Here is a 25,310-nt window from a genome sequence, read left to right on the forward strand (position 1 = left end):
ATTTTCGGACTTTTTTTGTTTTTATTTTTCAATTTTGGCATGGTTTTTTGTAACTTTATTGTAACAAAATAATAAACAACAAAAATGAAAAAGTTACTATTTGCAGGGATGTTGGGAACAGCGCTTTTTGCAGTCTCTTGTTCCGCCGTTAATAACGCAAAAACAGCCCAGAATCAAAGATCAGAATTCCTTAAAATGAAAGGTGACTGGCAGATTGTAAGCATCGATTATGATAAAAATTTCAAAATCAAGCCATTTGATGATGGTGTGGATGCACAGTGTTTTGTAGGAAGCCATTGGAGATTAATTCCTAATAACTGGACTGGTGCCTACACGTTGAATGGAGGTGGAACATGTGGGGGCGGATTTACACAGCCTATCAAAGTGGATGTGGTAAGCGGAAATACTTTTAATTTCAAAAAAATTGCTGACGGTACAAAGGCTAAACAGAATACGGCAGGATATACTTTAACACTGACCAACCAGACTACAGATCAGTTCTCGCTTGAACAAAACATTCCTTTTGACGGAGAAAATGTAAGAGTTGTTTACAACTTTGAAAGAACAGGAATGAAATAATTAATTAAAAAAATATAAAAAGATGAAATTTACAAAAACATATTTAGGAGCTCTTTTCTTATCATCGGCTCTGCTGCTTACAAGTTGCGAAGCTGTCCAGAATTCCAATCATCAGCAGAGAGGTACCGCTGTAGGGGCTGCTTCCGGAGCAGTGCTTGGAGGTATCCTTGGGAATAATGTAGGAAAAGGTGGAAATGGTGCTATCGGAGCAGTTTTAGGAGGAATTATAGGGGGAGTGGCCGGTAATGTGATCGGTAATAAAATGGATAAACAAGCCAAAGAAATTAAAGAAACGCTTCCTGGAGCTCAGGTAGAAAGAGTAGGGGACGGTATTAAAATTACGTTGAATGAAAGTATCGTCAACTTTGATTTTGATTCTTCTGCACTTACTTCAACAGCAAAAACAAATTTAGATAAATTAGCTCAGGTTCTTACCAATAACCCTGACACAAACATTAATATCTACGGACATACAGATAGCAAAGGTTCAGATTCTTATAACTTAAGTTTATCAGAAAGAAGAGCCAATGCCGTAAAATCTTATTTATCGGGTAAAGGTATTGCTTCCAGCAGATTGTTTGCAAAAGGTGAAGGTGAGGCTATGCCGGTTGCAACAAACGATACCGATGAAGGAAGAGCTAAAAACAGAAGAGTAGAGTTTGCCATCACTGCAAATGAAAAAATGATTAATGATGCTCAACAGGGGCAATAATTAATTAACATATAAATATTTTCGTAAATAACCGCTATTGCGGTTATTTTTGTATTTTTATGGTGGATATTTTGAAATCATTATTTTTGCATTTGAAATAACATAAATGAAGAAATATTTTAAGCTGCTCCGCGTGGAGCAATGGGTGAAAAACCTGTTTGTTTTTGTTCCTCTGTTTTTCTCTGGTAATATCAAGAATCTTGATTTACTTACCAAAAGTATTTTTGCGTTTATTATCTTCTCGTTGGCGGCGAGTGTGGTTTATATTTTAAACGACTACAACGACATCGAGGCAGATAAACAGCATCCCGAAAAAAGAAGAAGACCTTTGGCAAGTGGTGCCATTTCAAAGCCACAGGCGATTGGTATTTTTATTGGCTTAATTGCTGCCGATATTGCACTGGTATTCTTTGCTCAGACTTATTTTCAGCAGTCTTTATGGAAGTTTGCAACCATTGTAGGATTTTATTTCGTCATGAACCTTGCCTATACTTTTAAGCTGAAACACGTTCCGATTATTGATATTTCGATCATTGCAGTGGGGTTTGTCTTAAGAGTACTCGCAGGAGGATATATTACCGGAATAGGCATTTCACAGTGGGCGATCTTACTGACTTTCGTATTAGCCTTAGTATTGGCGATCGGGAAAAGACGCGGAGAACTGATCAATGCACAGGTTTCCGGGAAAACAAGGAAAGCTCTCGATGGGTATAATGTTCAGTTTGCAGATATTGCACTCTCAATTTCCGTAACATTGGCCATTATATGTTACTTAATGTTTACATTGTCGCCTGAAGTTCAGGCAAGATTTCACTCAAGAGTTTTTTATACGGTGATCTTCGTAGTTTTTGCCTTTTTAAGGTATCTTCAGCAAACGTTGGTGTACAACAGAACAGAATCCCCTACAAAAATCGTTTACAGAGACCGATATATTCAGGTTACCTTATTGTTATGGGTGGCTGCATTTCTAATTCAAATTTATTTTAAAAAATGAAGCCGAATTTTATACAGAAAGTTACCAATTGGGGTAATTTTCCCATAGTGGAAAAGGAAATGAAGTCTGAAGACAGCTTCAAAAAAATTAAAGAATTTGTATTAAATCATAATGAAGTCATTGCCAGAGGTAACGGAAGATGCTACGGAGATTCTTCATTGGGAGAACATATATTTTCAACAAAAAAATTAAATAAATTCATCAGTTTTGACCGTCTGAACGGGATTATTGAATGTGAATCGGGCGTTTTACTTTCCGATGTGCTTGAAATTTCTGTCCCGCAAGGATATTTTCTGTATGTCACTCCGGGAACGAAATTCGTTTCTGTCGGCGGTGCGATTGCTTCCGATGTTCATGGTAAAAATCATCACGCAGAAGGCTGCTTTTCAGAATATGTGATTGAGTTTAAACTGATGACCGAAAACGGTGAAATTATCAATTGCTCAAGAGAAGAAAATTCTGATAAATTCTGGGCTACTATCGGTGGAATGGGGTTGACAGGAATTATATTAACTGCAAAATTTAAATTAAAAAACATAGAATCCGCCTATATTCGTCAGGAAAGCATCAAAGCTGAAAACCTTGATGAAATTTTCAGGCTATTCGAGGAAAGTGAAAGTTGGACCTATACGGTTGCCTGGATCGACTGCCTTCAGAAAGGGCAAAACATCGGAAGAAGTATCCTAATGAGAGGAGAGCATGCTTTTCAACACGAGCTACCTCAGAAATTTAAAGAAAAACCTTTACGTTTAAAGAAAAAATTTGAGCCTACTGTTCCTTTTTATTTCCCCGGGTTTGTTCTGAATGCTTTAACGGTAAAGATTTTTAATTTTCTTTATTATAAAAAACAGTCGAAAAAAGAAGTTAAGAATTTTACAGATTATGAAACTTTCTTTTATCCATTAGATTTTGTTCACAACTGGAATAAAATTTACGGGAAATCAGGATTTATACAATATCAGATGATGATCCCGAAAGAAACCGGAAAAGAAGGAATGAAAAAGATTCTGGAAACAATTGCCAACAGTGGAAACGGCTCTTTTTTGGCGGTTTTAAAGCTTTACGGCAAAGAAAATCCGGAAGCCTACAATTCGTTCCCGTTTGAGGGGTATTCTTTGGCACTGGATTTCAAAGTCAATTCAAAATTGAAGAAACTGATCGATCAGCTGGATGATATCGTGGAGCAGTACAACGGAAAAATTTATCTTACCAAAGACAGCATGAGCAGATCATCTTTAACCAATTATCTTAAAAATGTTCAAAGTTCAAAATTTGTTTCTTTGCAGCATAAAAGAATTTTAAATAATATTTAGCACAAATGATCGTTTTAGGAAGTACATCGGAAGTAGCACAGGCTTTTGTGGAAGAAGCATTACAGAAAGGGGAGAAGTTTGAAAAAATCTATCTTTTTACCTCCAGCAGAGAAACGACCGAAAGATTTGCAAGGCATATTGATGTGAAATTTCTTCAGCAAACAGAGGTTATAGAGCTTGATCTGATGAAGGATATTGATTATAACCAGTTTGAAAATATCAATTCGAATCTGTTATTCTGTGCAACGGGATATTTGGGTGAAGGTACGGAAGAAGGCTTGTATGACAATAAAAATACGGAGAGAATTATTGATATCAATTACTCAAAATTAGTTCCTGTAATGAATTATTTTGCCCAGAAATTCGAAAGCAGAAGATCGGGAACAATTATTGGTCTGTCATCTGTAGCGGGAGACCGTGGAAGACAAAGTAATTTTATTTATGGAAGTGCAAAAGCGGCTTTTACAGCCTATTTAAGTGGATTAAGAAATTATCTTTTTGATAAAAAAGTTCACGTTATTACCGTAAAACCAGGATTTATGGCGACCAAAATGACAGAAGGTTTACCATTAAATCCGAAATTAACAGCAACTCCTAAACAGGCAGCGGCTTGTATTTTCAAAGCTTATAAAAAGCAGAAAAATGTAGTGTACGTTTTGCCGATTTGGGGAGTTATCATGATGATTATCAGGAATATTCCTGAATTTATATTTAAAAAATTAAAGCTTTAAGTGGAATGAAAAAATTGTATTGTTTTGATTTTGACGGCACTCTGACTTATAAAGATACCATGTTCATGTATCTTAAATTTTATGATCCTACAAAATTCCGATTACAGTTTATAAAACATGTTCCGCTTTTTATCTTATTAAAGCTAAAACTTGCCGAAACCGAAAAGGTGAAGAAAAGTTTCATAGGATCTATTCTTAAAGGACAGACTCAGGAGAAAATCGAGAAAAAATCCAAACAGTTTTTTGAAGAACATTATCCTAAAATTGTTAGGGAAAATGCTCTTGACTTTATTCAAAATATAGATAGAGATCATACGAAAAGTCTATTGGTAACAGCCTCACTTGATATTTGGGCTAAACCTTTCGCTGATGCTTTTCAGATGAAGCTGGTTTCCACGAAAGCTGAGTTTAAGAACGGTGTTTTCACGGGAAATTTCATCGGAAAGAACTGCAACGGAAAAGAAAAATTAGAAAGAATTCAGGCAGAGATTAATGATATTAAATACGATAAAATTATTGCTTTTGGAGATACTTCCGGCGACAGGCCAATGCTGAAATGGGCAAATGAAGGTCATTACCAATTTTTTCACTAATTTTGAAAGGTAAAAATGTAAGAATGAAAAAGATGCTTTGATTTTTCATGTATCAATAATTTTATGCATTTTTGCACGTTTACATATTCCGTAGAAACTAATATATTCACAGTAAAAATGAATAAAATATACTTAGATAACGCTGCTACAACGCCTCTTGCAGACGAAGTTATCGATGCAATGGTTGGTACCATGAAAATGAATTTCGGGAATCCGTCTTCAACGCACAGCTTCGGACAGGAAGCCAAGATTCTTATCGAAAATGTAAGAAGACAGGTGGCAGATTATCTTCACGTAACGCCCGCTGAAATTATTTTCACCTCTTGCGGTACAGAATCCAACAACATGATCATCAAATCCGCTGTTGAACATCTTGGGGTTGAAAGAATAATCAGTTCTCCTTTGGAACACAAATGTGTTTCCGAAAGTATTCTTGATATGAAGGCCAGAAAAGGCGTAGAAGTGAACTATATCCGTCCGAACGAAAAAGGAGATATAGATCTTCATAAATTAGAAGAATTATTAAAATCTTCCGATAAGAAAACGTTGGTGAGCTTAATGCACGTAAACAACGAGATCGGAAATATTTATGATATAAAAAAGATTGCAGAATTGTGCAAAGAAAATAATGCACTTTTCCATTCAGACACTGTACAGACAATGGCTCACATGGATTTGGATTTCTCCGATATTCAGGTGGACTTTGCATCTTGCAGTGCTCATAAATTCCATGGGCCAAAAGGAGTTGGTTTTGCTTTTATCAGAAAATCGAGTGGTTTAAAGGGAATCATTACCGGAGGACCTCAGGAAAGAAGCTTAAGAGCAGGCACTGAAAATGTTGCCGGAATCGTAGGCTTAGGTAAAGCATTGGAGCTTTCGCTTAATAATCTTGAAGCTTATACCAGCCATATGCAGGAGATTAAAAATTATGCTGCAGAAAGGCTTTCGGCTGAAATTCCAGGGATAAAATTTAATGGAAGAAGTTCTGAAAAAGAAAACAGTCTTTACACGGTTTTAAGTGCTTTATTGCCGTATAAAAACCCTTTGATCGGACTTCAGCTTGATATGAAAGGAATTGCCATTTCCCAGGGAAGTGCGTGTTCATCGGGTGCTTCTAAGCCTTCAATGGTCATGATGATGGTTTTATCTGAAGATGAAATGGACCATTGTACACCGCTCCGTATTTCATTCAGTCATTTAACAACAAAAGAGGATATTGACGCTTTGGTAACGGCTTTGAAAGAAATTTCAAAAGATTTCGTTATAGAAAATACAAATGTTGAGCATAGATAGTCTTATTACTCAAAAAGCGTAATTTTGAGTATCCAAATAAGGGATCATTAAAGAAGAATATTAATTAAAAATAAAAGAAACAAAATGGCTTTAGAAATTACAGATAGCTCATTTCAGGAGGTTTTAAAATCAGACAAACCGGTATTGGTAGATTTTTGGGCAGTATGGTGCGGACCTTGTAGAACTTTAGGACCAATCATTGAAGAAGTGGCAACAGACTTTGAAGGAAAAGCTGTAGTAGGAAAGGTAGATGTAGACAACAACCAGGAAATTTCTATGCAATATGGTATCAGAAATATTCCTACAGTTCTAATTTTTAAGGGCGGAGAGGTTGTTGATAAAATCGTTGGAGTAGCTCCAAAAGAAGTGATCGCTGAGAAATTAAGCGCACACTTATAAAAATAATAATTTTGATAATGAATGCTTTCCGTTTTTGGAAGGCATTTTTTTTGAAATAAATTTGCAGGTAACGAAAAAAGTTGTACTTTTGCCATCACAAAAAAGAAACGAAGTTCTTTACTTAAAGATAACAATTTAAAAATTTGATCCGGTAGTTCAGCTGGTTAGAATGCCGCCCTGTCACGGCGGAGGTCGCGGGTTCGAGTCCCGTCCGGATCGCAGAAGTTTTCTCAATTTACCTTTAAAAAAAAATTGATCCGGTAGTTCAGCTGGTTAGAATGCCGCCCTGTCACGGCGGAGGTCGCGGGTTCGAGTCCCGTCCGGATCGCAGAAGTTTTCTCAATTTCTTTAAAAAAAATTGATCCGGTAGTTCAGCTGGTTAGAATGCCGCCCTGTCACGGCGGAGGTCGCGGGTTCGAGTCCCGTCCGGATCGCAAAAAGTCTTCTAAATTTTAGAAGACTTTTTTTGTTTACAACCCTCTGATAAAACGAGGTTTTTTTGGATCAGTCTCAAACCTGGGGACTATGCAAAAAGTTTAGAAACAAGAACAGAAATGGGAATTAAATAAAAGCTATTTTAAATATCCATTCAACATTTATAGTTAGATTCTTTAAAATTCGTGTTTCGTGGTTATAAAAAATAGGCATTATCATCTGTGACAATCTGATCAATCAATCTGTAGGGAAAAAAGGTCACTATTTTAGCCCTCAATACTTTTCCTTAAGTTCACTAAATTACTGTTCAAGCCATTTCTTAAATTCTGCCACCTTATTTTTACTTATCAATATCGTCTCCTCACTTTCAGGTTTTACCGCCAATTTTAATTTATTTTGTCGTAAACAAGAATCGTATGAATTGAAAAATAACTGATTAATAAATAACCAAATACAGCCCAAAAAGTGATTGTATAAAGATTGAATTTTTTCATGAAAAGAAAGTATGCTCTAATTTAATTGAAAAATAGATAATTATTTAAAAGGAAATATTTGCTTTTACAGACAGATTTTCACCTTTTATTCATAAATTTATAAGATAAAGCATTGATTGTCCATACTTTTGATTCAGGATTTAAAATAAAGGATAAAATTCATCTCTCATGAAAAATATAAATAAACTGATCTTGGTTTTGCTTGTGGGATTCATCGGGTTACAGTTTTTTCGCCCTGAAAAAATCGATCACGGAACAAAAACACAAGACCTTGCCAATGTTCCGAATGCGGTGAATACGATTCTGCGAAATTCATGTTTCGACTGTCATTCTTCGGAAGTGAATCTTCGATGGTATGACAAAATTACACCTGCCAATTTTCTCGTCAATTCCCACATCAAAGAGGGAAGGGCAGCGCTGGATTTTTCAAAATGGAATTCGTGGCCGAAACCGCAGCAAAATTCTACGATCTATTATGCCATTAACAAAGTATTGTCTGGAGAAATGCCGATTCCGAGTTATGCGGCGGTGCATTCTTCAGCAAAATTGAATGAAGATCAAATTAATATTTTGAAAAATTATGCTTTGTCAATTGCTCCAAGAAAAATTTCGGATGACGCTCAATTACAAAGTGCAGAGAAACAATATAATTCATGGATCAACGGAGAATTGAAAAATCCTCACATTAAGCCTGCACCAAACAGGTTGCAATATATTCCGGATTATAGAAACTGGAAGGCCATCAGCACAACCGACCGCTTTGATAACGGAACAATGCGAATTATTTTCGGAAATGATGTGGCGGTAAAAGCGATTCAGAAGCGTAAAACGAATCCCTGGCCGGATGGAAGTATTTTTGCAAAAACAGCATGGAACCAGCATGTACAAAAGGATGGAAGTGTGTCAACCGGAGAATTTATTCAGGTGGAATTTATGGTAAAAGATGCTGAAAAATATAAACAGACCAAAGGTTGGGGATGGGGAAGATGGAAAGGAAATAATCTGAAGCCTTATGGTGAGACAGCGGATTTTGATAAGGATTGTATTGAATGTCATCAGCCTGTAGCGAATCAGGATTATGTTTTTACGTCGCCTTTGTATTTAATTTCTCAACTTAAAAAAATTCAGACCAAATGAAAAATTATAGTTTGTATTTCATCTTTGCTTTTATTCTGATGAATTCCTGTAAAGAAAATTCTAAGCAACTGATCAATATCAAGGCTTCTGTTCAACAAAATGATGAGCTTAAAGAAAATCCTTTATTGATGCATCCTATGACATCATCTATCCAGCCAAAAGAAAGCACGATGTCAACCTTATATGGAAATGATGAGGCTTTTCAGTATGCTCAGAAAAATTTTAATTCAGCATATCCTCAAAATGCAATACTTTACGAAGTTACCTGGAAACAGAAAGCAGACGAGTTATGGTTTGGAGCAAACGTTCCCAAAGAGATTGAATCTGTGGAAAAAATTACGTTTGGAAATAATAATGAAGCTGTCTATGAAATATTTCAGGGAAAGCCTTTAAAAAAAATAAAAAAGGATGTCGCTTTTGAAAATACAAGGAAAGAATTGATCACTTCCCAGAAGATGGCGGTTTCTCCATAATATTTGTAATCTTAAATAAAAAAATACCGTCACGAGCGACGGTATTACTGATTAGTTTATATATGAGCTTTCATGGTTTGTGTTTTTTAAACTAACTTTTTACCTAAAATCTGTGTTAATACCTTTTGATTTTATATGGTCTAAAATTCAACTCATATTGAAATATTGGCAAAAATACAAAGGATTATGTTGTAATACACTATACTTTTGTGTAGATTTGTGTTATATTGATAAAAACTACCCTTTTGGGTAGTACTCTTACTTTAATCATGGAAGAAATAAACCGTTTTTTTAACGAGAAAAATACAATAGAATCTGATGCTAAGATTGACTATTCGCAGAGAAATGATTATTTGGAGGCTGTAAAAGCATTTTCCAGAATGTCTTATCAAAGTTTATATATTATTGATTATTTTGAAAAAGCCTTTGAATATGTTTCGGATAATCCGCTATTCCTGTGTGGGATGACTGCGGAAGAAGTGAAAAATTTGGGATATGAGTTTTATTTTAAGAACGTGAAGCCCGTAGATCTGGAATTATTGGTAAAAATAAATAAAGCGGGATTTGAATTTTACGAAAAACTGGCTATTGATGAAAGAAAAAAATATTCTATTTCCTATGATTTTTGCTTAATTAACGAAAGAAGGAACGAGGTATTGATTAATCATAAACTTACTCCTTTTTTCCTTACTGAAGACGGAAAAATATGGAAAGCAATCTGTATGGTGTCGTTGTCTAATGCACAATCCTCGGGAAATGTGGTGATAAGCAAGGAGAAAAGCAATGACCTTTGGAATTATGATATTGTAGCAGATCAATGGATTATAGGAGAAAAGAAGAAACTGTCAGAAAGGGAATACGAAATTCTAAGTCTTTCGGCAAGCGGGTTGAAAATTACAGAAATTGCTGATAAGATATTTTTGGCCGCCGATACCGTGAAATTTCACCGCAAAAGGTTGTTTGAAAAAATAGGAGTTAATAATATTGCTGAGGCGCTGGCGTATGCTAAAAATAATAAATTGCTATAAATCAGTGTTTTTTATTTAAATGGTCATTTTATAAATACCCGTTTTTTTACGGTATTTTGCCGGATAATTTTCAGGATTAAAAATTAGGTCTGATATTTGTACTTGGTAGAAAAAATTAATCAGCCTGTTTATTTTATGAAAAACATACTTGTGAAAAAATCGTTTCTATATGTACTTTTTATCTCATTAATGGTGGTTTCCTGTAAAAAGGAGATCGAAAAAATTAGTGACAAAATCAGTGATACGGCGTCTTCAATTACTGAAACTGAAAAACAGGATTCTGTTGTGGTGAAAAAAGATTCTGTGATTGAAAAAGAATCTGTACCGCCGGCAATGCAGGAAGACGGGTTTTATAATGCTTTTATTCTTCCGAAAGATAAGAAGATGAGGGATTCTATTTATGCCGTTTTCAGCAAAAAATATAATGAAAAAGAGCGTTATGCAATTTTAGCTTTAAACAGGCTGGATTCGAAAAATAAATGGAATTCTGATACATTGGTGGTTCCTGCCAAAATAGATACTACATTGATGTCTTACTCGCCGTTTCCGATGCAGCTGGATGTGTTGAGTCCTGTAAAGAAATTTGTGATATTTTCATACCCGATTCAGGCATATGGTGTTTATTCGAACGGAAGTCTGGTCAAATGGGGTCCAACCAGTATGGGGAAAAAAGCTGCCAAAACAAAAACGGGTCTAACGTTTGCTAACTGGAAAAAACAACTGGCAATTTCTACTGTAAGCAGCGAGTGGAAACTACCTTATAACTTCAATATTTTTAATCTTGACGGGATTGGCTGGCATCAATATGATCTTCCGGGATATCCGGCTTCACACTCTTGTTTAAGATTGTTGATGAAAGATGCTAAATGGCTGTATGGCTATGCAGACACCTGGGTTCTGAATCCGGGTGGAGCTACAACAAAAGCAAGAGGAACAGCGGTTATGGTATACGGAGATTATGGCTGGGGCAAAAGAAAACCTTGGAGAAATTTATTGGAAGATCCTAATTCCAACAATATTTCGGTGGAGGAAATGACAAAAATGATCGAACCGAATATCGAAAAAATATTAAAAGAACAGGACAACAGAGAAAGGGTAGTAGACTCTATTAAAGCTGCAAAAGCAGTGCTTGAACAAATGCCTCAGGCTCCAAAAACTGTTGCTCCTTAACTGTTAATCTATTTTTTCAAACTGTAAGGTAGACTCTTCAGCAAACCTTCTGAGCTTCAGCATTTCTTCTTTGCCTTTGTGTTGTCCGAACCGTGCAGCAGCATAAGTAAGGGCAATACAGAACAGCATGATAAATGAAGTGGTAAGTGCCCAAGGATATTCCTGGCTTTTGATCTGTTTTTCGACATAATACATAGAGAAAAACGTCATCCACAGGATTGAGAAAGAAAAATACAGAAACATAAAAAACGTCCAGACTGCGGAACTGGGTCCAAAAACGCCCCGTATCGCAGTTTTTTCGTCTTCAATCTCTATTCTTAAAGACAGTCTAGGCTTCCAATAGGTTTCATAATCGGTCTCAACACAGATGGTAGCCACTTCTTTGTTGATGTTGCCGGAGAATTCATCTTTATGTTCGTTAAGATATTTTTTGAGATTTTCGGCATATTCTTCCTTGGTTAAATGCGTAAACATTTTGAATCTTGGTCTGCTTCGGATTTTATCGAGGGTGGTTTCTTCTGTATTCATATTATTCTTGGTAAGGTATTGGATCTTCAAGGGTGAAACTTAAAGTCATTTGTTTATTTTTTCTGTCAATCACCATATGTATTGTTCTTCCTTCATCGGATTTCATCAGCTCCATAATTTTCTGTAAAGTCATATCTGCAGTTTTCTTGCCATTAATGCTGATCAGTTTATCATCTTTCTGTAATCCTGCTTTTGCGCCCGGTGAATCTTTGCGGACTCCGGCAATGGAAAATATAGGTTTTAGTACAAAATTATACTGCAGACTGTTATTAATAACTTCTACGCCGCCACTGGGATTATCTTTGTTTTTGGCAGGAAGATTCACAACATCTTTCGTCCATTCCAATCCGTCTTGTTTGAAATCCAGTCCGCTCATATTAAAATGAAAAGGATCGTCATAATTTCCGTTTTTCTTTAAATATATTTTCTGATGCGGGTAATCGAACGCTATGGTGAAACGTCTCATAATATCTCCACCAATAGAACCTTTCCTGCCTTCCACCATATTAACGTGCTGGATGGAAAATTCATCCGGCATTGCGGTAAGCGGTTTCTCAAATTTAAAATTTCCGAGATAAAAATTATGAATCCTGCTTCTTTTTCCATAGACATCCCCATTAAATCCTCTTCCTAAAAAGTCGTCAATATTGGGTCTGTTATACACAAAGTTCTTAATCAGGGTAGGAAATAGCCATATCGGGTCGCTGTTTCCCAGATCTATCAACAGTTTGGAGCTTTTTCTTTCATTTGTCATCTCGACATCTGCAAAAATATAAGGTTTGCTTCTTTCAACACTGATATCCAATTCGTCAAATTTCTTAATTTTTTTCCTGAACAGGGTTTCGTCGTTATAAACCGTAATTTTTTTTGAAGCATAATCGATCATAACGGGATGATTTTTAAAAAAATGATAACCAATAATGCCATTCACCGGAATTCCAACATGGGAAGATATATTGAAATCCTGATCGACAATGATAAAAATTGTCAGTGAATAATTAACATAATCTTTACCAATTCTTGCAATGTTATTGTCTGAACGGAACCCGTCGATACTGGTTGCACCGCCTAAACCGGAAAACCGTATTTTTTCGAGATTAGGAAGTTTGAGTTCCTGATTTTCAAGACTGAAAATAGAAGTTTCGGCAACTCCGGTGTCTAATAAAAAGGTGAGCTGAACCCCGTTTACGTTTACCGGAATAAAAATCAGATTGCTGATAAGTTTAAACGGAATAACTGTTTTTTTTGTATCCTGAAGTTCAAATGAGTCCTGAGCATTAATGAAAATGCTTATAAAAAAGATCCATAAAAAACACTTCAGTTTCATTTCTTTAATTTACTAAATTTATCGGTACCATAAATAAAAAACATTCCCAAAATTGAGAATGTTTGTCTGTTTTATAATGAATTAAAATAAATATTCAATTTTTCATAAATTATTTTGAGAAGAAATCCATCAGATCCATATAATTTTTCTGGTTCACACCGTGTCCGCTCATATATTCTCTAAATGTAAAATAACAGCTGAGTTCGTACAACAGATCCGCTGCTTTTCTTCCCCATTCCAAAGGGATAACAGCATCATCTGTTCCGTGGGAAACAAAGAAACGAAGTCTTTCCAATTTCTTTTTATCCTTTACAATATCTGTTAATAATTTTTCTTCAGGATAACTGCTCAGGCAAGCAATAAGGTTAAACATCTCAGGATATTTTAAAGCCAAAGCATAACATAAAATTCCCCCTTGGCTAAAACCGCAAAGATGGGTTTTACCCTCCGTGATTCCATAATGATTGACAATTTTTAAAATACTTTCTAATACACTGTTTAGTGCTTCAGTTGCTTGAGGTACATCTATAAAATTGTCAGGATCATTAAAGTCTATATCATACCAGGAATATCCTTCAAACTGAGTGGCTCTTGGAGCTCTGAAGCTCACAATGATCCAATCTTCCGGAAGTGTTTCTCTGAAGCTGAAAAGGTCTTGCTCATTGCTTCCGTAGCCATGAAGCATAAACAGAATCGTAGTATCTGGAGTAATATTTTCGGGTTCTCTTACAATGTAATCTAAATTCATAAAGCAAAGATAATAATAATGATGTATTGTCGTTTGATAATATAAAAATGAGACCAATCGAAATAGGTGACAATCTGTCTAATTTTACCATTTGTACTGTTTTAAACAGGTCAACAATTACCTTAGATAAATATTTATTAATTTGATATTATATAGAAATCTTTATTGGAAATTTTACATAAAAATTATTTTTATATTGATAAAAAACCTATATTTGAAACATTAAAAATCTATTTGGAGAAATGAAGCAATTTTACAAATCAAAAAATTTATTTAGGCTTTCTTTTTTATTCGCCGTATTATTTTCAGTAGTTTCTGTATTTAATTCATGTAAGGACGATGATGATGAGGAATTTCAGGATCATATCGTTCAGTTTGAAGCAAAAATCAATAACGGTACAGGGTCAGGTACGGCAGAATTTAAGGCTGTTGTTACTCAGGTAGGAACAGGGCAACAGACAATTTTTAACCCAACAGGGCTTACCTGGACAAGTGGAGAAAATTTTATCAGCTCAAGCCAGTCTCAGTTGAATTTATCTGCTAATGCAGTTCTTCCAAATGCAGATTCAAAACTTACAGTGAACATTTATGTTGACGGTGAAGTTGTGAAAACAAAAACAGTAAACGGTAACGGAGCAAATGTTGTAAGCGCTGCAGTTACTCACAGTTTCTTAGAATTATAAGAAAAATATGTATTAAAAATATAAAGATCATCTGAAAAGATGGTCTTTTTTTTATTTCATTTAGAAAAAGTATGGCGCGAAATTGAAAATTTCGCGCCATACTTTTATGATATCAGGAATAGATTAAACAACCTTTACAATGAAATAGCTTTTCTTGCCTTTCTGTAGAAGCAAAAACTTCCCGTCGATAAGATCACTTTCGTTTGCAGTATACACCTCGTTTATTTTTTGTTTATTCACAGAGATTGAGTTTCCTTTCAGTTCTCTTGTAGCTTCACTTTTAGATTTTAGAAACCCTGATTTCTCAGAAAGCAGATCAACAATATTGATTCCTAAAACATCCGCTTTTGCCACTTCTTTTTGAGGAACTCCGTCAAAAACTTCTAAAAATGTTTCTTCATCAAGACTTACTAAGTCTTCAGCTGTAGAACGACCGAACAGAATTTCTGAAGCTTTCAGGGCTTTCTCATATTCTTCTCTTCCGTGAACCCAAACTGTAACTTCTTCCGCCAGCTTTTTTTGAAGTCTTCTTTCATGTGGAGCAGTTTTGTGTTCTTCAATTAATGCCTCAATTTCTTCTTTATCTAAAAAAGTATAGAATTTAATGAATCTTTCTGCATCTTCATCAGTAGCGTTCAGCCAAAACTGATAAAATTTATAAGGAGAAGTTTTCTTTTTATCTAGCCAGTAATTTTCGCCACTTTCTGATTTTCCGAACTTCGATCCGTCAGCTTTTGTAATCAATGGGACTGTTAATGCAAATGCTTCTCCCTGAGCTTTTCTTCTGATCAGTTCAGTTCCGGTAGTAATATTTCCCCACTGGTCTGAGCCTCCCATCTGAAGTTTCACATTGTTGTTTTGATAAAGGTGTAAGAAATCATATCCCTGGATTAACTGATATGTAAATTCCGTAAAACTCATTCCTTCGGCACCCGATTCTCCTGAAAATCTTTTCTTCACAGAATCTTTTGCCATCATATAATTAACGGTAATATTTTTTCCGACATTTTTGGCAAAATCAAGGAAAGAAATATTTTTCATCCAGTCGTAATTGTTTACCAATTCGGCTTTGTTGGTTTCATTTCCGTCAAAATTTAAGAATCTTGAAAGCTGGTTTTTCAAACAGTCTACATAGTGAAGGAGAGTTTCTTCGTCCAATAGATTTCTTTCGGCAGACTTTCCGGATGGATCGCCGATCATTCCTGTTGCACCACCCACCAAGGCAACCGGCTTATGCCCATGCTGCTGAAAATGTGCTAAAATTTTTATCTGAATAAGACTTCCGATATGTAAAGAATCTGCGGTAGGATCAAAACCGATATAGGCAGTTGTCATTTCCTTATTCAGTTGTTCATCCGTTCCGGGCATCATGTCGGCATAAAGACCGCGCCATTTCAATTCTTCAATAAAAGAGTTCATTATTCTTGATTTAAAATTTAAGCTGCAAAGATAATAAATTCGATATTAAAATGAATCATTAACTGACCTTCAGGCAAGATGTTAAAAAGAATATTTAAATTATTGATTATGCTTTACCCAGATGAGATCATCCGTTTTGTAACCGATTTTTTTTGCCTTTTCTAAAAATCTTTGTCTAATGCTGTCAGGAATTTCTGTTGTACGGGATAAAATCCACAGATATTTTAAACTGCTTCCGGCAACTAAGGCATATTGATAATTGTCGTCGATATCAATGACATTATAACCTGCCCAAATTGGTTTGAAAAACGAAACTTTCAACCGAGCTTCTGAGGGATCATTCACAAATTTTGCTTCGCCAATGGATTCTTTCCATTCCTTTTTTACATAATCATAGCCTTTGTTATCAACCCGGATCGTTCCGTTCGTGTTTTTAGAATAGGTTGCGGTAACATTGTCCATATTTTTTTCAAATCTGTAATCAAAACGGGCAATTTCGTACCATTTTCCAAGATATTTTTCTGAATTAAAATTTTGAACGGCAGCTGCTCCTTTTGGAATTCCGACTGAACATGAATTGATAATGATGAGTCCTAAAACACCCAGTGAAAGGGGAATTGCTATTTTCTGAAACGTTTTCATAATAGAATATTTTTGTGTCGTTATTACAAAAATTCAAAAATAGTGCCTGAAAATCTTGTTGGAACGCTTTTGTTTTTAAAGCAAAGTGCGCAAAGATTTTTTCTTGACTACTATTCGTTTTTAAGTTCGCAAAGGCGTTTCACTTAACTAAGATCGCAGAGTTTTTTATGATGTTGAAACTTATTTTCTAATAATCATTTTAAGAAAAAACTTTCAAAAAATTGTCTTTGAAACTTCCGGAAACTTCGATTTCAGTTTCATCTGCAAGGGTTGCGGTTCCGCTTTTGTGATAAGATTTTACAAAATTAGTGTTGATGATATGCGATCGGTGAACCCTTACAAAAGGTGTTTCCAACAGATCATCAAAATGTTTCAGAAACCGGCAGACCATTTTTTTTGAACCATCTGTTAAATAAACCTGCGTAAAGTTCCCATCCGCCTGAAGTCTTACGATATCTTCAGTTTTTACGACATCAAAACCTTGCAGAGTAGGAAGAATCAGTTGTTGTTTTTCGGGTTTTAATTTTAGATTTTCGAGGAGAATTTTATTTCGGTTGAGTTCTTCTTTTTTCTCAATGCTTTCTGCTACTTTATTCACTGCTAAAATAAGCTCCTGAATATCTATCGGTTTTAAAATATAATAACTTGCCGACTTGTTTAGCGCCTGTAAAGAATACTGTGAAAATGCCGTAATGAAAATGGTTTCGTAAGAAAAATCCTTCGTCGCTTCTAACACATCAAAGGCGTTTCCGAAAGGCATTTCTACGTCCAGAAAAACCAGTTGGGGCTGCTCTTCAGCAATCAGAGGTACGGCTTCTTTAATGTTTTCAGCTTCGCCCAGAATTTCAACCTGCGGACAGTATTTTGTGAGGTAATTCCTTAATACATCTCTTGCAATGGTTTCGTCATCTACGATTACGGCTTTTATTTTCATGTTTTTTTATATAATGGTTGCAGATTTCAGGTTGTTGGTTGTGCGTGGAAAATTCACGATTGACAATTCACGTCTCAAATTATTTATTCATCAGTTTATAGCTGATTTCTACAAAAACTCCTTGTGAGTCTTTCTTATCAGTGATTTTACATTGAATTTCTTTGTTGTATAAATCATTCAGCAAAGCAATTCTTTCCAATGTATTTTTCATTCCGCGACCTTTTCTGGTTTTTTGATGTTCTGTTTTTTGTTTTTTGCTTTCTTCAATTCCGATTCCGTTGTCTTCGACCGTGATTTTTAAATGCTGATTTTCTTTTTCAAAGCTCAGTTTCAAAAATCCTTTTGTGGTTCTGTAACGAAGTCCGTGCCAGATGGCATTTTCCAGAAACGGCTGTACCAGCATTCCCGGAACCTGCAGGCTTTGTGTATTAAGATTGTCGTCAAACTCAATTTCATAATCAAATTTATCTGCAAAACGGGTTTTTTCCAATGCCAGATAATTTTGAAGCAGATCCAGTTCTTGTTGAAACGGAATAAAATCTTCGGTAGAATTTTCCATTACGCCACGCATCAGTTTTGAAAATTTGGTTAAATATTGGTTGGCTTCCAGTTCATTATTTGTAGCGATAAACTGATTGACAGAATTTAAACTGTTAAAGATAAAATGAGGATTCATCTCACGACGAAGCGACTGCAATGCTATTTTTTTGTTTTTAATCTGAACTTTTTTTAGGGTCCTGAAAATAAAAATTACCAAACCGATTAAAATAAACAATACTACAATTAGACTGTAATTAAAGACATTTTTCTTGCGGATTAATTCATCTTTCAGTTGTTTTTCTTTTTCCAGCTGGGCAATTCGCTGCTCAGTATCTTCGAGGATTTTTTCATCCACTAAACTTTTATCTTTTGAGACAAGATCTGGAAGTTTTCCTAAGAAATCACGGTACAGTTTTACCGAAGCATCCGTATTTTCGGAAACATTATAAAGGCTGTCGAGCTTTTTAACGCTTTTCTGAGCTTCCAAAGTGTGACCTTTTTCAAGAGCAATCCCGTAAGATTTTTTTAATAAATCAATAGCTTCCTGCGGATCATTTTTTTTGATATAAATATCTGCTAATTCCCGAATTTGTTCAACTTCTTTTTTAGAGTTTTCTTTAACAAAATCTTCTTTTAAAACAGTCTTTTTGGCCTCAATAGCTTTATCGAATTTTTTATTTTCAACATAAAAATCCGTTAACTTCTGATTGATTTCCAATGCCTGTTGCGGTGCTTCTTTTTTTGAAATTTTATAGGCATTTGTAAGGTTGGCTTCTGCTTTGGGAATATCATTCTGCTGAATATTAACGTCCGCCATCTGGCTGTAGCTTGTAGCCAAATCACCTTTGTCTTTTTCCCTTTCGGTAAGCTGAATATTATTCTGAATAGCTTCTTCCTTAGCTTCAGGAGAAGTTGTTGAAAGTCTGGCTACATCATTTGAGTTGACAGCTTTACTTCTTGAAAAGCCTACTTCTGCAGCTCTGCTATAATTGCTGATCGCTGGAGTAATCTTGTTCTGCTTTTCCTGAGATTGGGCTAATTTGCGGCTTGTTTTTTCAATATTGGGTTTGTCATTAAGGCTTTCGTAGATTTTTTTTGCCTTGGCATAATATTCTTCACTTTTCTGAAAATTTCCGTTGTTGAAAAATGTTTCGCCAATATTGTAATAAGATTCAGCTTGGGCAGATTCGTCTTTGGTATCGACAGCTTTTCTCAATTTTTTGCTTTCTTTCTGAACTTCAGATACGGTACTATTTGTGGTTTGAGAATAGAGTATATTCCCAAAAATCATCAGTGATAAAAACAAAAAAGTCTGAAACATTTTCATAAAACAAAGATATACATATATATAGTTTGGCAAAAACTATTCACCAAGTGAAAGGGGAAGCTCACCAAGTTTACGGTTTGATGTCTGTTTCCTTAGGCTAAGTTTGTGCTGTAATTCAAATTAATTTAATAAACATGAAAAATATTACAGTATTCGCCTCTTTGTTATGGTCTCAAATTATCTTTTCACAGGTGTCAGGAAATGTTAACTACAGAAATCAGACTCATTATTCGGAAAGTAATATTAGTGTAGCAACCCCTGTTTTTAATCCTAATATCAATGAAAATGTGATTAGTGTGAAAGGATTAGCCAATGTAAAAGCAGATCAATATGTTGCTATTTTCAGCATTACTCAGGTTGCTGAAAGTGCGGAGGAAGTTAATGATCTGATTGATAAGCGTATCAATACTTCTTTACTTCAGATTAAAATGCGAAAAGGTGTTGAAACGTATGTCGATATGATATCTTTTGTTCCTGTTTATCAGTATAATGTCGAAAAGAAGACATCAAGCAAGAAAACGTATAATGAAGTTCCTGCCGGATTTGAGCTAAAGAAAAATATCCATATTAAGTTTACAGATCCTTCCCAATTGAATGATTTTATCTCGATTTTGTCTAAAAATGAAATCTATGATCTCGTAAGGGTAGATTATTTTGCCGACTCCATGGAAAATGTCCGAAAAGAACTGATGAACAAAGCAAAATTAGCATTGCAGGAAAAAGCTAAAAACCTTGAAAATATTTTAGGAGAAAACTTTTCAACGGTCGGAAAAAATGTGATGGATGGCTTCAGGGTTACACTACCGACGGAAATGTACAAATCTTATGAAGCTTACAATAGTTCTTCGTTGGCCTTAACCAAGTTTGCCAATGTAAACCAGGCGGCAAAATCTGTAACGTCCTATTATCAGCCTGTTTTGGACAAAGAATTCGATTTTGTGATCAACCCAGTAATTCATGAACCCGTAATTCAGGTAATGTATGAGATAAAGCTTACGATTATCAGAGAAAAACAGAAGGAAAGTAATGTTGAAATTAAAGAAACAGAAAGCCGCAGGAAGAGAAGGAAGTCTATGATATTTTAATTATTTAAAGGCTTGATATAAATATTTAGAATCAATACGAAACCTTAATATTAATTGAAATTCAGTTAACAATCAGGGAGTTAAGATTAATTAAATTTGTAAACACCAACATAACTATGAAAAAACATCTTTACTTCCTTCTACTGCCTGTATTATTCTTACAGAACTGTTCGTTTCTTGAGCAGAGCGACTTCATTGAAACCAAGATCATTTCCAGCGATCTCAATGAAAAAATTATTTATAAGTTTTACCAAACGGGAATCGACGATTACAAAGTCGATTTTTATTCCGTAGACGAGTCCGGTTCTAAAAAGCTGTTTGAGCATTATATCAGCGATGCATTGGTAACGTCCAGCACATACAATATTTCAGATAGTGATGATGAACTTATTATCAGGACAAAACTTTTCTCCGATGTAAAAAAGTTCGTTACCCGAAACGGTAAATCAATAATTCTTACCAACAGATAAGCAGTTCACTTTGAACTGTTTTTTTTATTTGAAGCTATTTCCCGCTTTCCGCACTCGCTATTTCTTTTAGTTTCGGCGCGGCAGCGAAGCTGCCGCGCCGAAACCAAAAGAAATGAGCTCAAACAGATGCTGCAATCGGGCTACGGTTGCAGTCGGATATTCGAGATTAGAAAATATCTACAAATCAGCCATCCTATTAAGTATTCGGAATAACGATAGGGAAATTGGTACCTGAATTTTTTGGACAAACAATAGCAGAAAATTTAAATCTTTACAGTAAAATCTTATCCATTTCAGGAGATTTTCCCAACTCACCAAGTCAAACCACAGTTTCACCAAGTCTCTCCATTTCCGGTTCTCATTCGGCGTAATTTTACTCTAGAAGTTTAAAATTTAAAAACAGGAAATTATGAAATTGAGACAATTTTTATTGATCGGATTATTAACAGTCGGAAGTCTGATCAACGCACAGGAAATTAAGAAAAGTGGAATTGAAGTAACAGGAGTTGCTGAAATGGAAGTAGAACCAGATGAAATTATCTTCAACATCGGAATCAAAGGCGACAACAAAAACCAATTGGCGGATAACGAAAAACTGCTGTTTGAGACCTTGAAGAATAATGGGGTGAAAAATGAAGACATCAAATTCAAGTCGATGTATCAGAATATCTATTCCAAGACGAAGATTTTTACGAAAAGCTTTCAGTTTAAAGTGAGCAAAAAAACGGAGATGGGAAGTCTGTTTGAAAATCTTAACCAAAAATGGGTCAACAATATTAATATCGCGGAAATCAAAAATACAAAGATTGCAGAATTCAGAAAAACCGTTAAGATCAATGCTTTAAAAGCAGCCAAAGAAAAAGCGGATTATTTAATGGAAAGCATCGGTAAAAAAGTGGGAAACCCAATTGAGATCGTAGAAATTGAAGATTACACCAGCGATATGATTGTTCCGATGAATTTCAGAGCGAAAACAGCAAACGTTCAGTTGGAAGTGGCCGATGCATCTGTGGATTATTCATTTGATAATATTGAAAATATAAAGCTTAAATACAGCATTAAAACAAGATACGAAATCCTTTAAAACACAAAATCATGACAACTATTAAATTTTTAACAGTAACATTGGGAGTTGCCGCTTTCTTAGGAGCGCAGGGCCCTCAAAAAATCGGCTGTGAAAAGCCTTTACAGCAAAGAGTAAGCGTTCAGGCTGATGCAGAACCTTCAGGAACAACCAGCAAAGAGAATAAAATTCAGGTGGCATTGCTTCTGGATACTTCCAACAGTATGGACGGGCTAATCGATCAGGCGAAATCAAGACTTTGGAATATCGTCAATACGCTTACTACTTTGAAATATAACGGACAGGCTCCGCAGATTGAAATTGCCCTCTATGAATATGGAAATGATGGCTTGAGGGACGAAAATTATATCCGGCAGGTAACGCCTTTAACCCAGGATTTAGATCTTGTTTCCGAAAAATTGTTTGCCTTAAGAACCAACGGCGGAAATGAATATTGTGGTGCAGTCATTCGTGATGCTTCAACAAACCTGAAATGGGACGGAAATGAAAAAAGCATGAAGCTGATCTACATTGCAGGAAATGAACCTTTTGATCAAGGGAAAATTAATTATAAAGATGTAGTTTCTGCTGCTAAAAGAAAAAATATCTATACCAATACGATTTTCTGTGGCAACAGAGATGAAGGCATCCAGACTTTTTGGCAAAACGGAGCGTCTTTAGGCGATGGAAAATATTTCAATATTGACAGCGACCGTAAAGTAATATACATTGAAACACCTTATGACATCAGGATTTCAGAATGCAATACAAAGCTGAATGATACTTATATTTATTATGGAAGCCATGGTTCGGAATATAAAAATAAGCAAATGCTTCAGGACAGAAATGCTGAGGTACAATCAGCGGCAAATGCTGTGGAAAGAACGGTGGCCAAGTCTAAGAAAAATGCATATAAAAATGATCATTGGGATTTGGTAGACCGGGCAGAAAAAGATGTGAATTTTATGGCAAATGTAAGAGAAGAAGAGCTTCCGACTGAATTAAAAGGAAAAAGTAAAGAGGAAATTAAAAAAGCAGTAGCTCAAAAGTCTGCTGAACGTGATAAAATCCAGAAAGAAATCGAAGAACTGTCGAAAAAACGTCAGGATTTTATTGATGCAGAAATGAAGAAGCGGGGAGGTGCAGATGCTGACGATATAGGAAAAGCGATAGAAAAATCGATTCTAGAATTAGGTAAAAAGAATGGCTACAGTTCTTAGAGGCCGTTTAGATTTAATTAATCCTTAAAAAATCATTGTTTATTTTTTGACACAGAGATTTTATTTAGATATTTAATTTAAGTGGGCAAAGAATAATCAAAAAGTTGATTGGATGAAGCTATGTTTTTCAGCTTTGCAAAGCAACTTTTGATACATCTGAAGTTGATGACTTCAAATTTCAATCATCAAAGTATTTGAATGTGGTAGAACTTGCAACAAATTTGTTGCAAGTTTTTGGGTTTCGGCGGCGAAGTCGCCGAAACCCAAAAACTACCTTCCGAACTTAAAATACTTCGATAGCAAGTGTTTTTTTCCTTTCATAAAATCAGAAGCCATTTCCATTCCCGTTACCGAAAAAGTAATGCCATTTCCTCCGAAGCCTAATACAAAATAGGAATTTTTAAATTTTTTATGTTCTCCGATGTAGGGAAGTCCGTCTTTCGTTTCCCCAAAAGTCCCGGCCCATACAAAATCGGTATAAAAATGGTAGTCGGGTTTTATTTTTTGTAAGACATTTAGAATTTCTTTTTCTTTTTTATTCAGTAACTTATCACGTTTTTCAGCATCATAGAAATCTTCATCGCCACCGCCAATCAGCATCCGTCCGTCATCGGTCGTTCTCATATAGATGTAGGGATCATCGGTATTCCACACTAAAGTATTGGTAATATTTTTAAATTTATCATGATCAATTTCGGAAACAACGGCATACGTGCTTTTCAGATTCACAAAATTTTCTTTGATGAGATTTTTACTTTCATATCCGATGCAGTAAATGATTTTCTTTGCCTTGATCTGATATCCAGAATCTACACTTACTACATTAAAGCCCTTAAAATATTCAACTTTCACCATTTCGGTTTTATCGAAAATTTTTAACCCTTTTTTTACATTTAATTTAAATAATTCGTGGGCAAACTTAAAAGCGTCAATACTTGCGCCTTGTTTGGATAAAATTCCACCATATGTATTTTCGAAACCAAATATTTCTGAAACCTTTTCTGTATTCAGCCATTTTACATCAAAACCGGCTTTTTTCCGGGCTTCAAACTCCTTTTTTAGCCATTCAATGTCTTTCTTTTTAGAAGCGAAATACAGAGATTTTTTTCTTTTAAACCCTGAGCTTGACCTAATTTCTTTTGACAGCTTTTCGAGTTTGTCAATGGCATCAGAGCAGGCTTTGTAACTTTCCACAGCACCTTTTTTTCCTATTTTTTCAATGAGTTCAAAAAGAGGAGTGTCGATCTCGTACTGAAGCATGGATGTTGTTGCCGAAGTACTTCCGTTACAGAGTTCACGCTTGTCAATAAGGATGGTTTTATAGCCGTCGGTTATCATTTGATGGGCAATTAAACTTCCTGTTATTCCGCCTCCGATAATTAAGACATCACATTCTTCATCAGATTTTAAAGAAGGATAAGAAGAAATCAGGCCGTTTTTTAATAACCAGAATGGTTCATTAGATTTAAGATTCATCGTAATATTTTTCACAAGAAAAACAATAATTGCGCCTTTTCATTCACCAAAAACTAAATAGTGGTTTAATTTTTGTTATTTCAGCTTTACTTAAACCACACAAAATATAATTATTATGATAACGATTATTCCAGAAGCCCCGGACAATGTTGCGGCTTTCAGTGCAACGGGAGAAATAACAAAAGAAGATTTCGAAAACCTTGTCATTCCTAAAGTAAAAGAAAAAGTAGACCAATACAATGAACTGAATTATCTGCTTTATCTGGATACCGATCTGGATAACTTTACAATGGGAGCATGGTTGCAGGATGCGCTATTAGGATTAAAAAATCTGGCAAACTGGAACAGGGCGGCGATTGTAACAGACAAAGAAGGAGTACAGAAATTCACAGATATTTTCAGTGTTCTGATGCCGGGAGAATTCAAATCTTTTCCGAAAGAAAATCTTTATAATGCCCTTTACTGGTGCAAAAACGGCAATGAAGTAGAAGCTTAAT

General features: G+C 35.2%; 26 protein-coding genes and 3 tRNA genes. 21 read left to right on the forward strand and 8 right to left on the reverse strand.

All coding sequences use genetic code 11. The annotated features are described in order from the left end of the window. The first annotated feature begins 84 nt into the window (after positions 1-84). From BUA89_RS19345 to BUA89_RS19415, 15 genes are all read left to right on the forward strand, one after another. Entirely contained in the window at positions 85-579 is a 495-nt protein-coding gene (locus BUA89_RS19345) for a lipocalin family protein (RefSeq protein ID WP_072962560.1), read from the forward strand. Positions 580-601: 22 nt separating this feature from the next. Further along, entirely contained in the window at positions 602-1,291 is a 690-nt protein-coding gene (locus BUA89_RS19350) for a YiaD family glycine zipper/OmpA-like lipoprotein (protein ID WP_072962566.1), read from the forward strand. A 106-nt stretch (positions 1,292-1,397) separates the two neighbouring features. After that, positions 1,398-2,285, forward strand: coding sequence for a decaprenyl-phosphate phosphoribosyltransferase (locus tag BUA89_RS19355; RefSeq protein ID WP_072962569.1), 888 nt, complete (start codon positions 1,398-1,400; stop codon positions 2,283-2,285). Continuing rightward, positions 2,282-3,598, forward strand: coding sequence for an FAD-binding oxidoreductase (locus BUA89_RS19360; protein ID WP_072962572.1), 1,317 nt, complete (start codon positions 2,282-2,284; stop codon positions 3,596-3,598). The genes BUA89_RS19355 and BUA89_RS19360 overlap by 4 nt, the downstream gene beginning before the upstream one ends. Positions 3,599-3,603: 5 nt before the next feature. Further along, positions 3,604-4,329 carry an SDR family NAD(P)-dependent oxidoreductase gene (locus BUA89_RS19365; RefSeq protein WP_072962575.1) on the forward strand — a complete coding sequence of 242 codons (726 nt, stop codon included), beginning with the start codon at positions 3,604-3,606 and terminating at the stop codon, positions 4,327-4,329. A gap of 5 nt (positions 4,330-4,334) precedes the next feature. Then, the gene (locus BUA89_RS19370) at positions 4,335-4,922 is read left to right on the forward strand and encodes an HAD-IB family hydrolase (RefSeq protein ID WP_072962577.1); all 588 of its coding nucleotides are present in this window, start codon (positions 4,335-4,337) and stop codon (positions 4,920-4,922) included. 117 nt (positions 4,923-5,039) lie between these two features. Further along, positions 5,040-6,215 carry a cysteine desulfurase family protein gene (locus tag BUA89_RS19375; RefSeq protein ID WP_072962580.1) on the forward strand — a complete coding sequence of 392 codons (1,176 nt, stop codon included), beginning with the start codon at positions 5,040-5,042 and terminating at the stop codon, positions 6,213-6,215. Between the two features lie 84 nt (positions 6,216-6,299). Then, complete coding sequence (gene trxA, locus BUA89_RS19380; protein ID WP_072962583.1) at positions 6,300-6,614, forward strand: thioredoxin; 315 nt, start codon at positions 6,300-6,302, stop codon at positions 6,612-6,614. Positions 6,615-6,759: 145 nt separating this feature from the next. Then, positions 6,760-6,833 (forward strand) — tRNA-Asp (locus BUA89_RS19385). Positions 6,834-6,868: 35 nt separating this feature from the next. After that, positions 6,869-6,942: transfer RNA gene (locus tag BUA89_RS19390), tRNA-Asp, on the forward strand. Positions 6,943-6,974: 32 nt separating this feature from the next. Then, positions 6,975-7,048: transfer RNA gene (locus BUA89_RS19395), tRNA-Asp, on the forward strand. Between the two features lie 663 nt (positions 7,049-7,711). After that, entirely contained in the window at positions 7,712-8,680 is a 969-nt protein-coding gene (locus tag BUA89_RS19400) for a heme-binding domain-containing protein (protein ID WP_072962587.1), read from the forward strand. Beyond that, positions 8,677-9,153 (forward strand): hypothetical protein, encoded by a 477-nt coding sequence (locus BUA89_RS19405; RefSeq protein ID WP_072962590.1) that lies wholly within the window; start codon positions 8,677-8,679, stop codon positions 9,151-9,153. The genes BUA89_RS19400 and BUA89_RS19405 overlap by 4 nt, the downstream gene beginning before the upstream one ends. A 269-nt stretch (positions 9,154-9,422) precedes the next feature. Then, on the forward strand, positions 9,423-10,181 hold the full coding sequence (locus BUA89_RS19410; protein WP_072962594.1) for a response regulator transcription factor: 759 nt from the start codon (positions 9,423-9,425) through the stop codon (positions 10,179-10,181). 135 nt (positions 10,182-10,316) lie between these two features. Beyond that, positions 10,317-11,351, forward strand: a complete 1,035-nt coding sequence (locus tag BUA89_RS19415; protein ID WP_083531743.1) for a L,D-transpeptidase — start codon at positions 10,317-10,319, stop codon at positions 11,349-11,351. Positions 11,352-11,354: 3 nt separating this feature from the next. Here the strand turns inward: BUA89_RS19415 and BUA89_RS19420 are convergent, their stop codons facing one another. The 3 genes from BUA89_RS19420 to BUA89_RS19430 form a co-directional block, all read right to left on the reverse strand. Further along, positions 11,355-11,879, reverse strand: coding sequence for a hypothetical protein (locus BUA89_RS19420; RefSeq protein WP_072962597.1), 525 nt, complete (start codon positions 11,877-11,879; stop codon positions 11,355-11,357). 1 nt (position 11,880) lies between these two features. Continuing rightward, on the reverse strand, positions 11,881-13,206 hold the full coding sequence (locus tag BUA89_RS19425) for a PDZ domain-containing protein (protein ID WP_072962601.1): 1,326 nt from the start codon (positions 13,204-13,206) through the stop codon (positions 11,881-11,883). Between the two features lie 109 nt (positions 13,207-13,315). Then, a complete protein-coding gene (locus tag BUA89_RS19430; RefSeq protein ID WP_072962604.1) occupies positions 13,316-13,954 on the reverse strand; it encodes an alpha/beta hydrolase in 639 nt (212 codons plus the stop codon). A 242-nt stretch (positions 13,955-14,196) separates the two neighbouring features. On the opposite strand from BUA89_RS19430, the gene BUA89_RS19435 reads away from it, so the two are divergent. Continuing rightward, positions 14,197-14,637 (forward strand): hypothetical protein, encoded by a 441-nt coding sequence (locus BUA89_RS19435; RefSeq protein WP_072962607.1) that lies wholly within the window; start codon positions 14,197-14,199, stop codon positions 14,635-14,637. 123 nt (positions 14,638-14,760) lie between these two features. On the opposite strand, the gene tyrS is transcribed toward BUA89_RS19435, so the two are convergent. The 4 genes from tyrS to BUA89_RS19455 all read right to left on the reverse strand — a co-directional run bounded on the left by tyrS (position 14,761) and on the right by BUA89_RS19455 (position 19,499). Next, positions 14,761-16,056 (reverse strand): tyrosine--tRNA ligase, encoded by a 1,296-nt coding sequence (gene tyrS / locus BUA89_RS19440; protein ID WP_072962610.1) that lies wholly within the window; start codon positions 16,054-16,056, stop codon positions 14,761-14,763. Positions 16,057-16,155: 99 nt separating this feature from the next. After that, the gene (locus BUA89_RS19445) at positions 16,156-16,698 is read right to left on the reverse strand and encodes a lipocalin family protein (protein WP_072962613.1); all 543 of its coding nucleotides are present in this window, start codon (positions 16,696-16,698) and stop codon (positions 16,156-16,158) included. Positions 16,699-16,897: 199 nt separating this feature from the next. Beyond that, positions 16,898-17,632: a LytR/AlgR family response regulator transcription factor gene (locus tag BUA89_RS19450; RefSeq protein ID WP_072962617.1), complete on the reverse strand. Its 735-nt coding sequence runs from the start codon at positions 17,630-17,632 to the stop codon at positions 16,898-16,900. Between the two features lie 79 nt (positions 17,633-17,711). Beyond that, the gene (locus tag BUA89_RS19455) at positions 17,712-19,499 is read right to left on the reverse strand and encodes a tetratricopeptide repeat-containing sensor histidine kinase (RefSeq protein ID WP_072962620.1); all 1,788 of its coding nucleotides are present in this window, start codon (positions 19,497-19,499) and stop codon (positions 17,712-17,714) included. A 134-nt stretch (positions 19,500-19,633) separates the two neighbouring features. Between BUA89_RS19455 and BUA89_RS19460 the strand changes: the two genes are divergently transcribed. From BUA89_RS19460 to BUA89_RS19475, 4 genes are all read left to right on the forward strand, one after another. Continuing rightward, complete coding sequence (locus BUA89_RS19460) at positions 19,634-20,584, forward strand: SIMPL domain-containing protein (protein WP_072962624.1); 951 nt, start codon at positions 19,634-19,636, stop codon at positions 20,582-20,584. Between the two features lie 116 nt (positions 20,585-20,700). Beyond that, on the forward strand, positions 20,701-21,054 hold the full coding sequence (locus BUA89_RS19465; protein WP_072962628.1) for a hypothetical protein: 354 nt from the start codon (positions 20,701-20,703) through the stop codon (positions 21,052-21,054). Between the two features lie 409 nt (positions 21,055-21,463). Beyond that, positions 21,464-22,138 carry an SIMPL domain-containing protein gene (locus BUA89_RS19470; protein ID WP_072962632.1) on the forward strand — a complete coding sequence of 225 codons (675 nt, stop codon included), beginning with the start codon at positions 21,464-21,466 and terminating at the stop codon, positions 22,136-22,138. A gap of 11 nt (positions 22,139-22,149) precedes the next feature. Next, positions 22,150-23,337 carry a vWA domain-containing protein gene (locus BUA89_RS19475; protein WP_072962635.1) on the forward strand — a complete coding sequence of 396 codons (1,188 nt, stop codon included), beginning with the start codon at positions 22,150-22,152 and terminating at the stop codon, positions 23,335-23,337. 270 nt (positions 23,338-23,607) lie between these two features. Here the strand turns inward: BUA89_RS19475 and BUA89_RS19480 are convergent, their stop codons facing one another. Next, a complete protein-coding gene (locus tag BUA89_RS19480) occupies positions 23,608-24,813 on the reverse strand; it encodes an NAD(P)/FAD-dependent oxidoreductase (protein ID WP_072962638.1) in 1,206 nt (401 codons plus the stop codon). Positions 24,814-24,928: 115 nt separating this feature from the next. Here BUA89_RS19480 and BUA89_RS19485 point away from each other — a divergent pair, with 115 nt between their 5' ends. Further along, the gene (locus BUA89_RS19485) at positions 24,929-25,309 is read left to right on the forward strand and encodes a SpoIIAA family protein (RefSeq protein WP_072962641.1); all 381 of its coding nucleotides are present in this window, start codon (positions 24,929-24,931) and stop codon (positions 25,307-25,309) included. Position 25,310 lies beyond the last annotated feature (1 nt).

Source organism: Chryseobacterium arachidis, from assembly GCF_900129245.1.
GTDB classification, from domain to species: Bacteria; Bacteroidota; Bacteroidia; order Flavobacteriales; family Weeksellaceae; genus Chryseobacterium; species Chryseobacterium arachidis.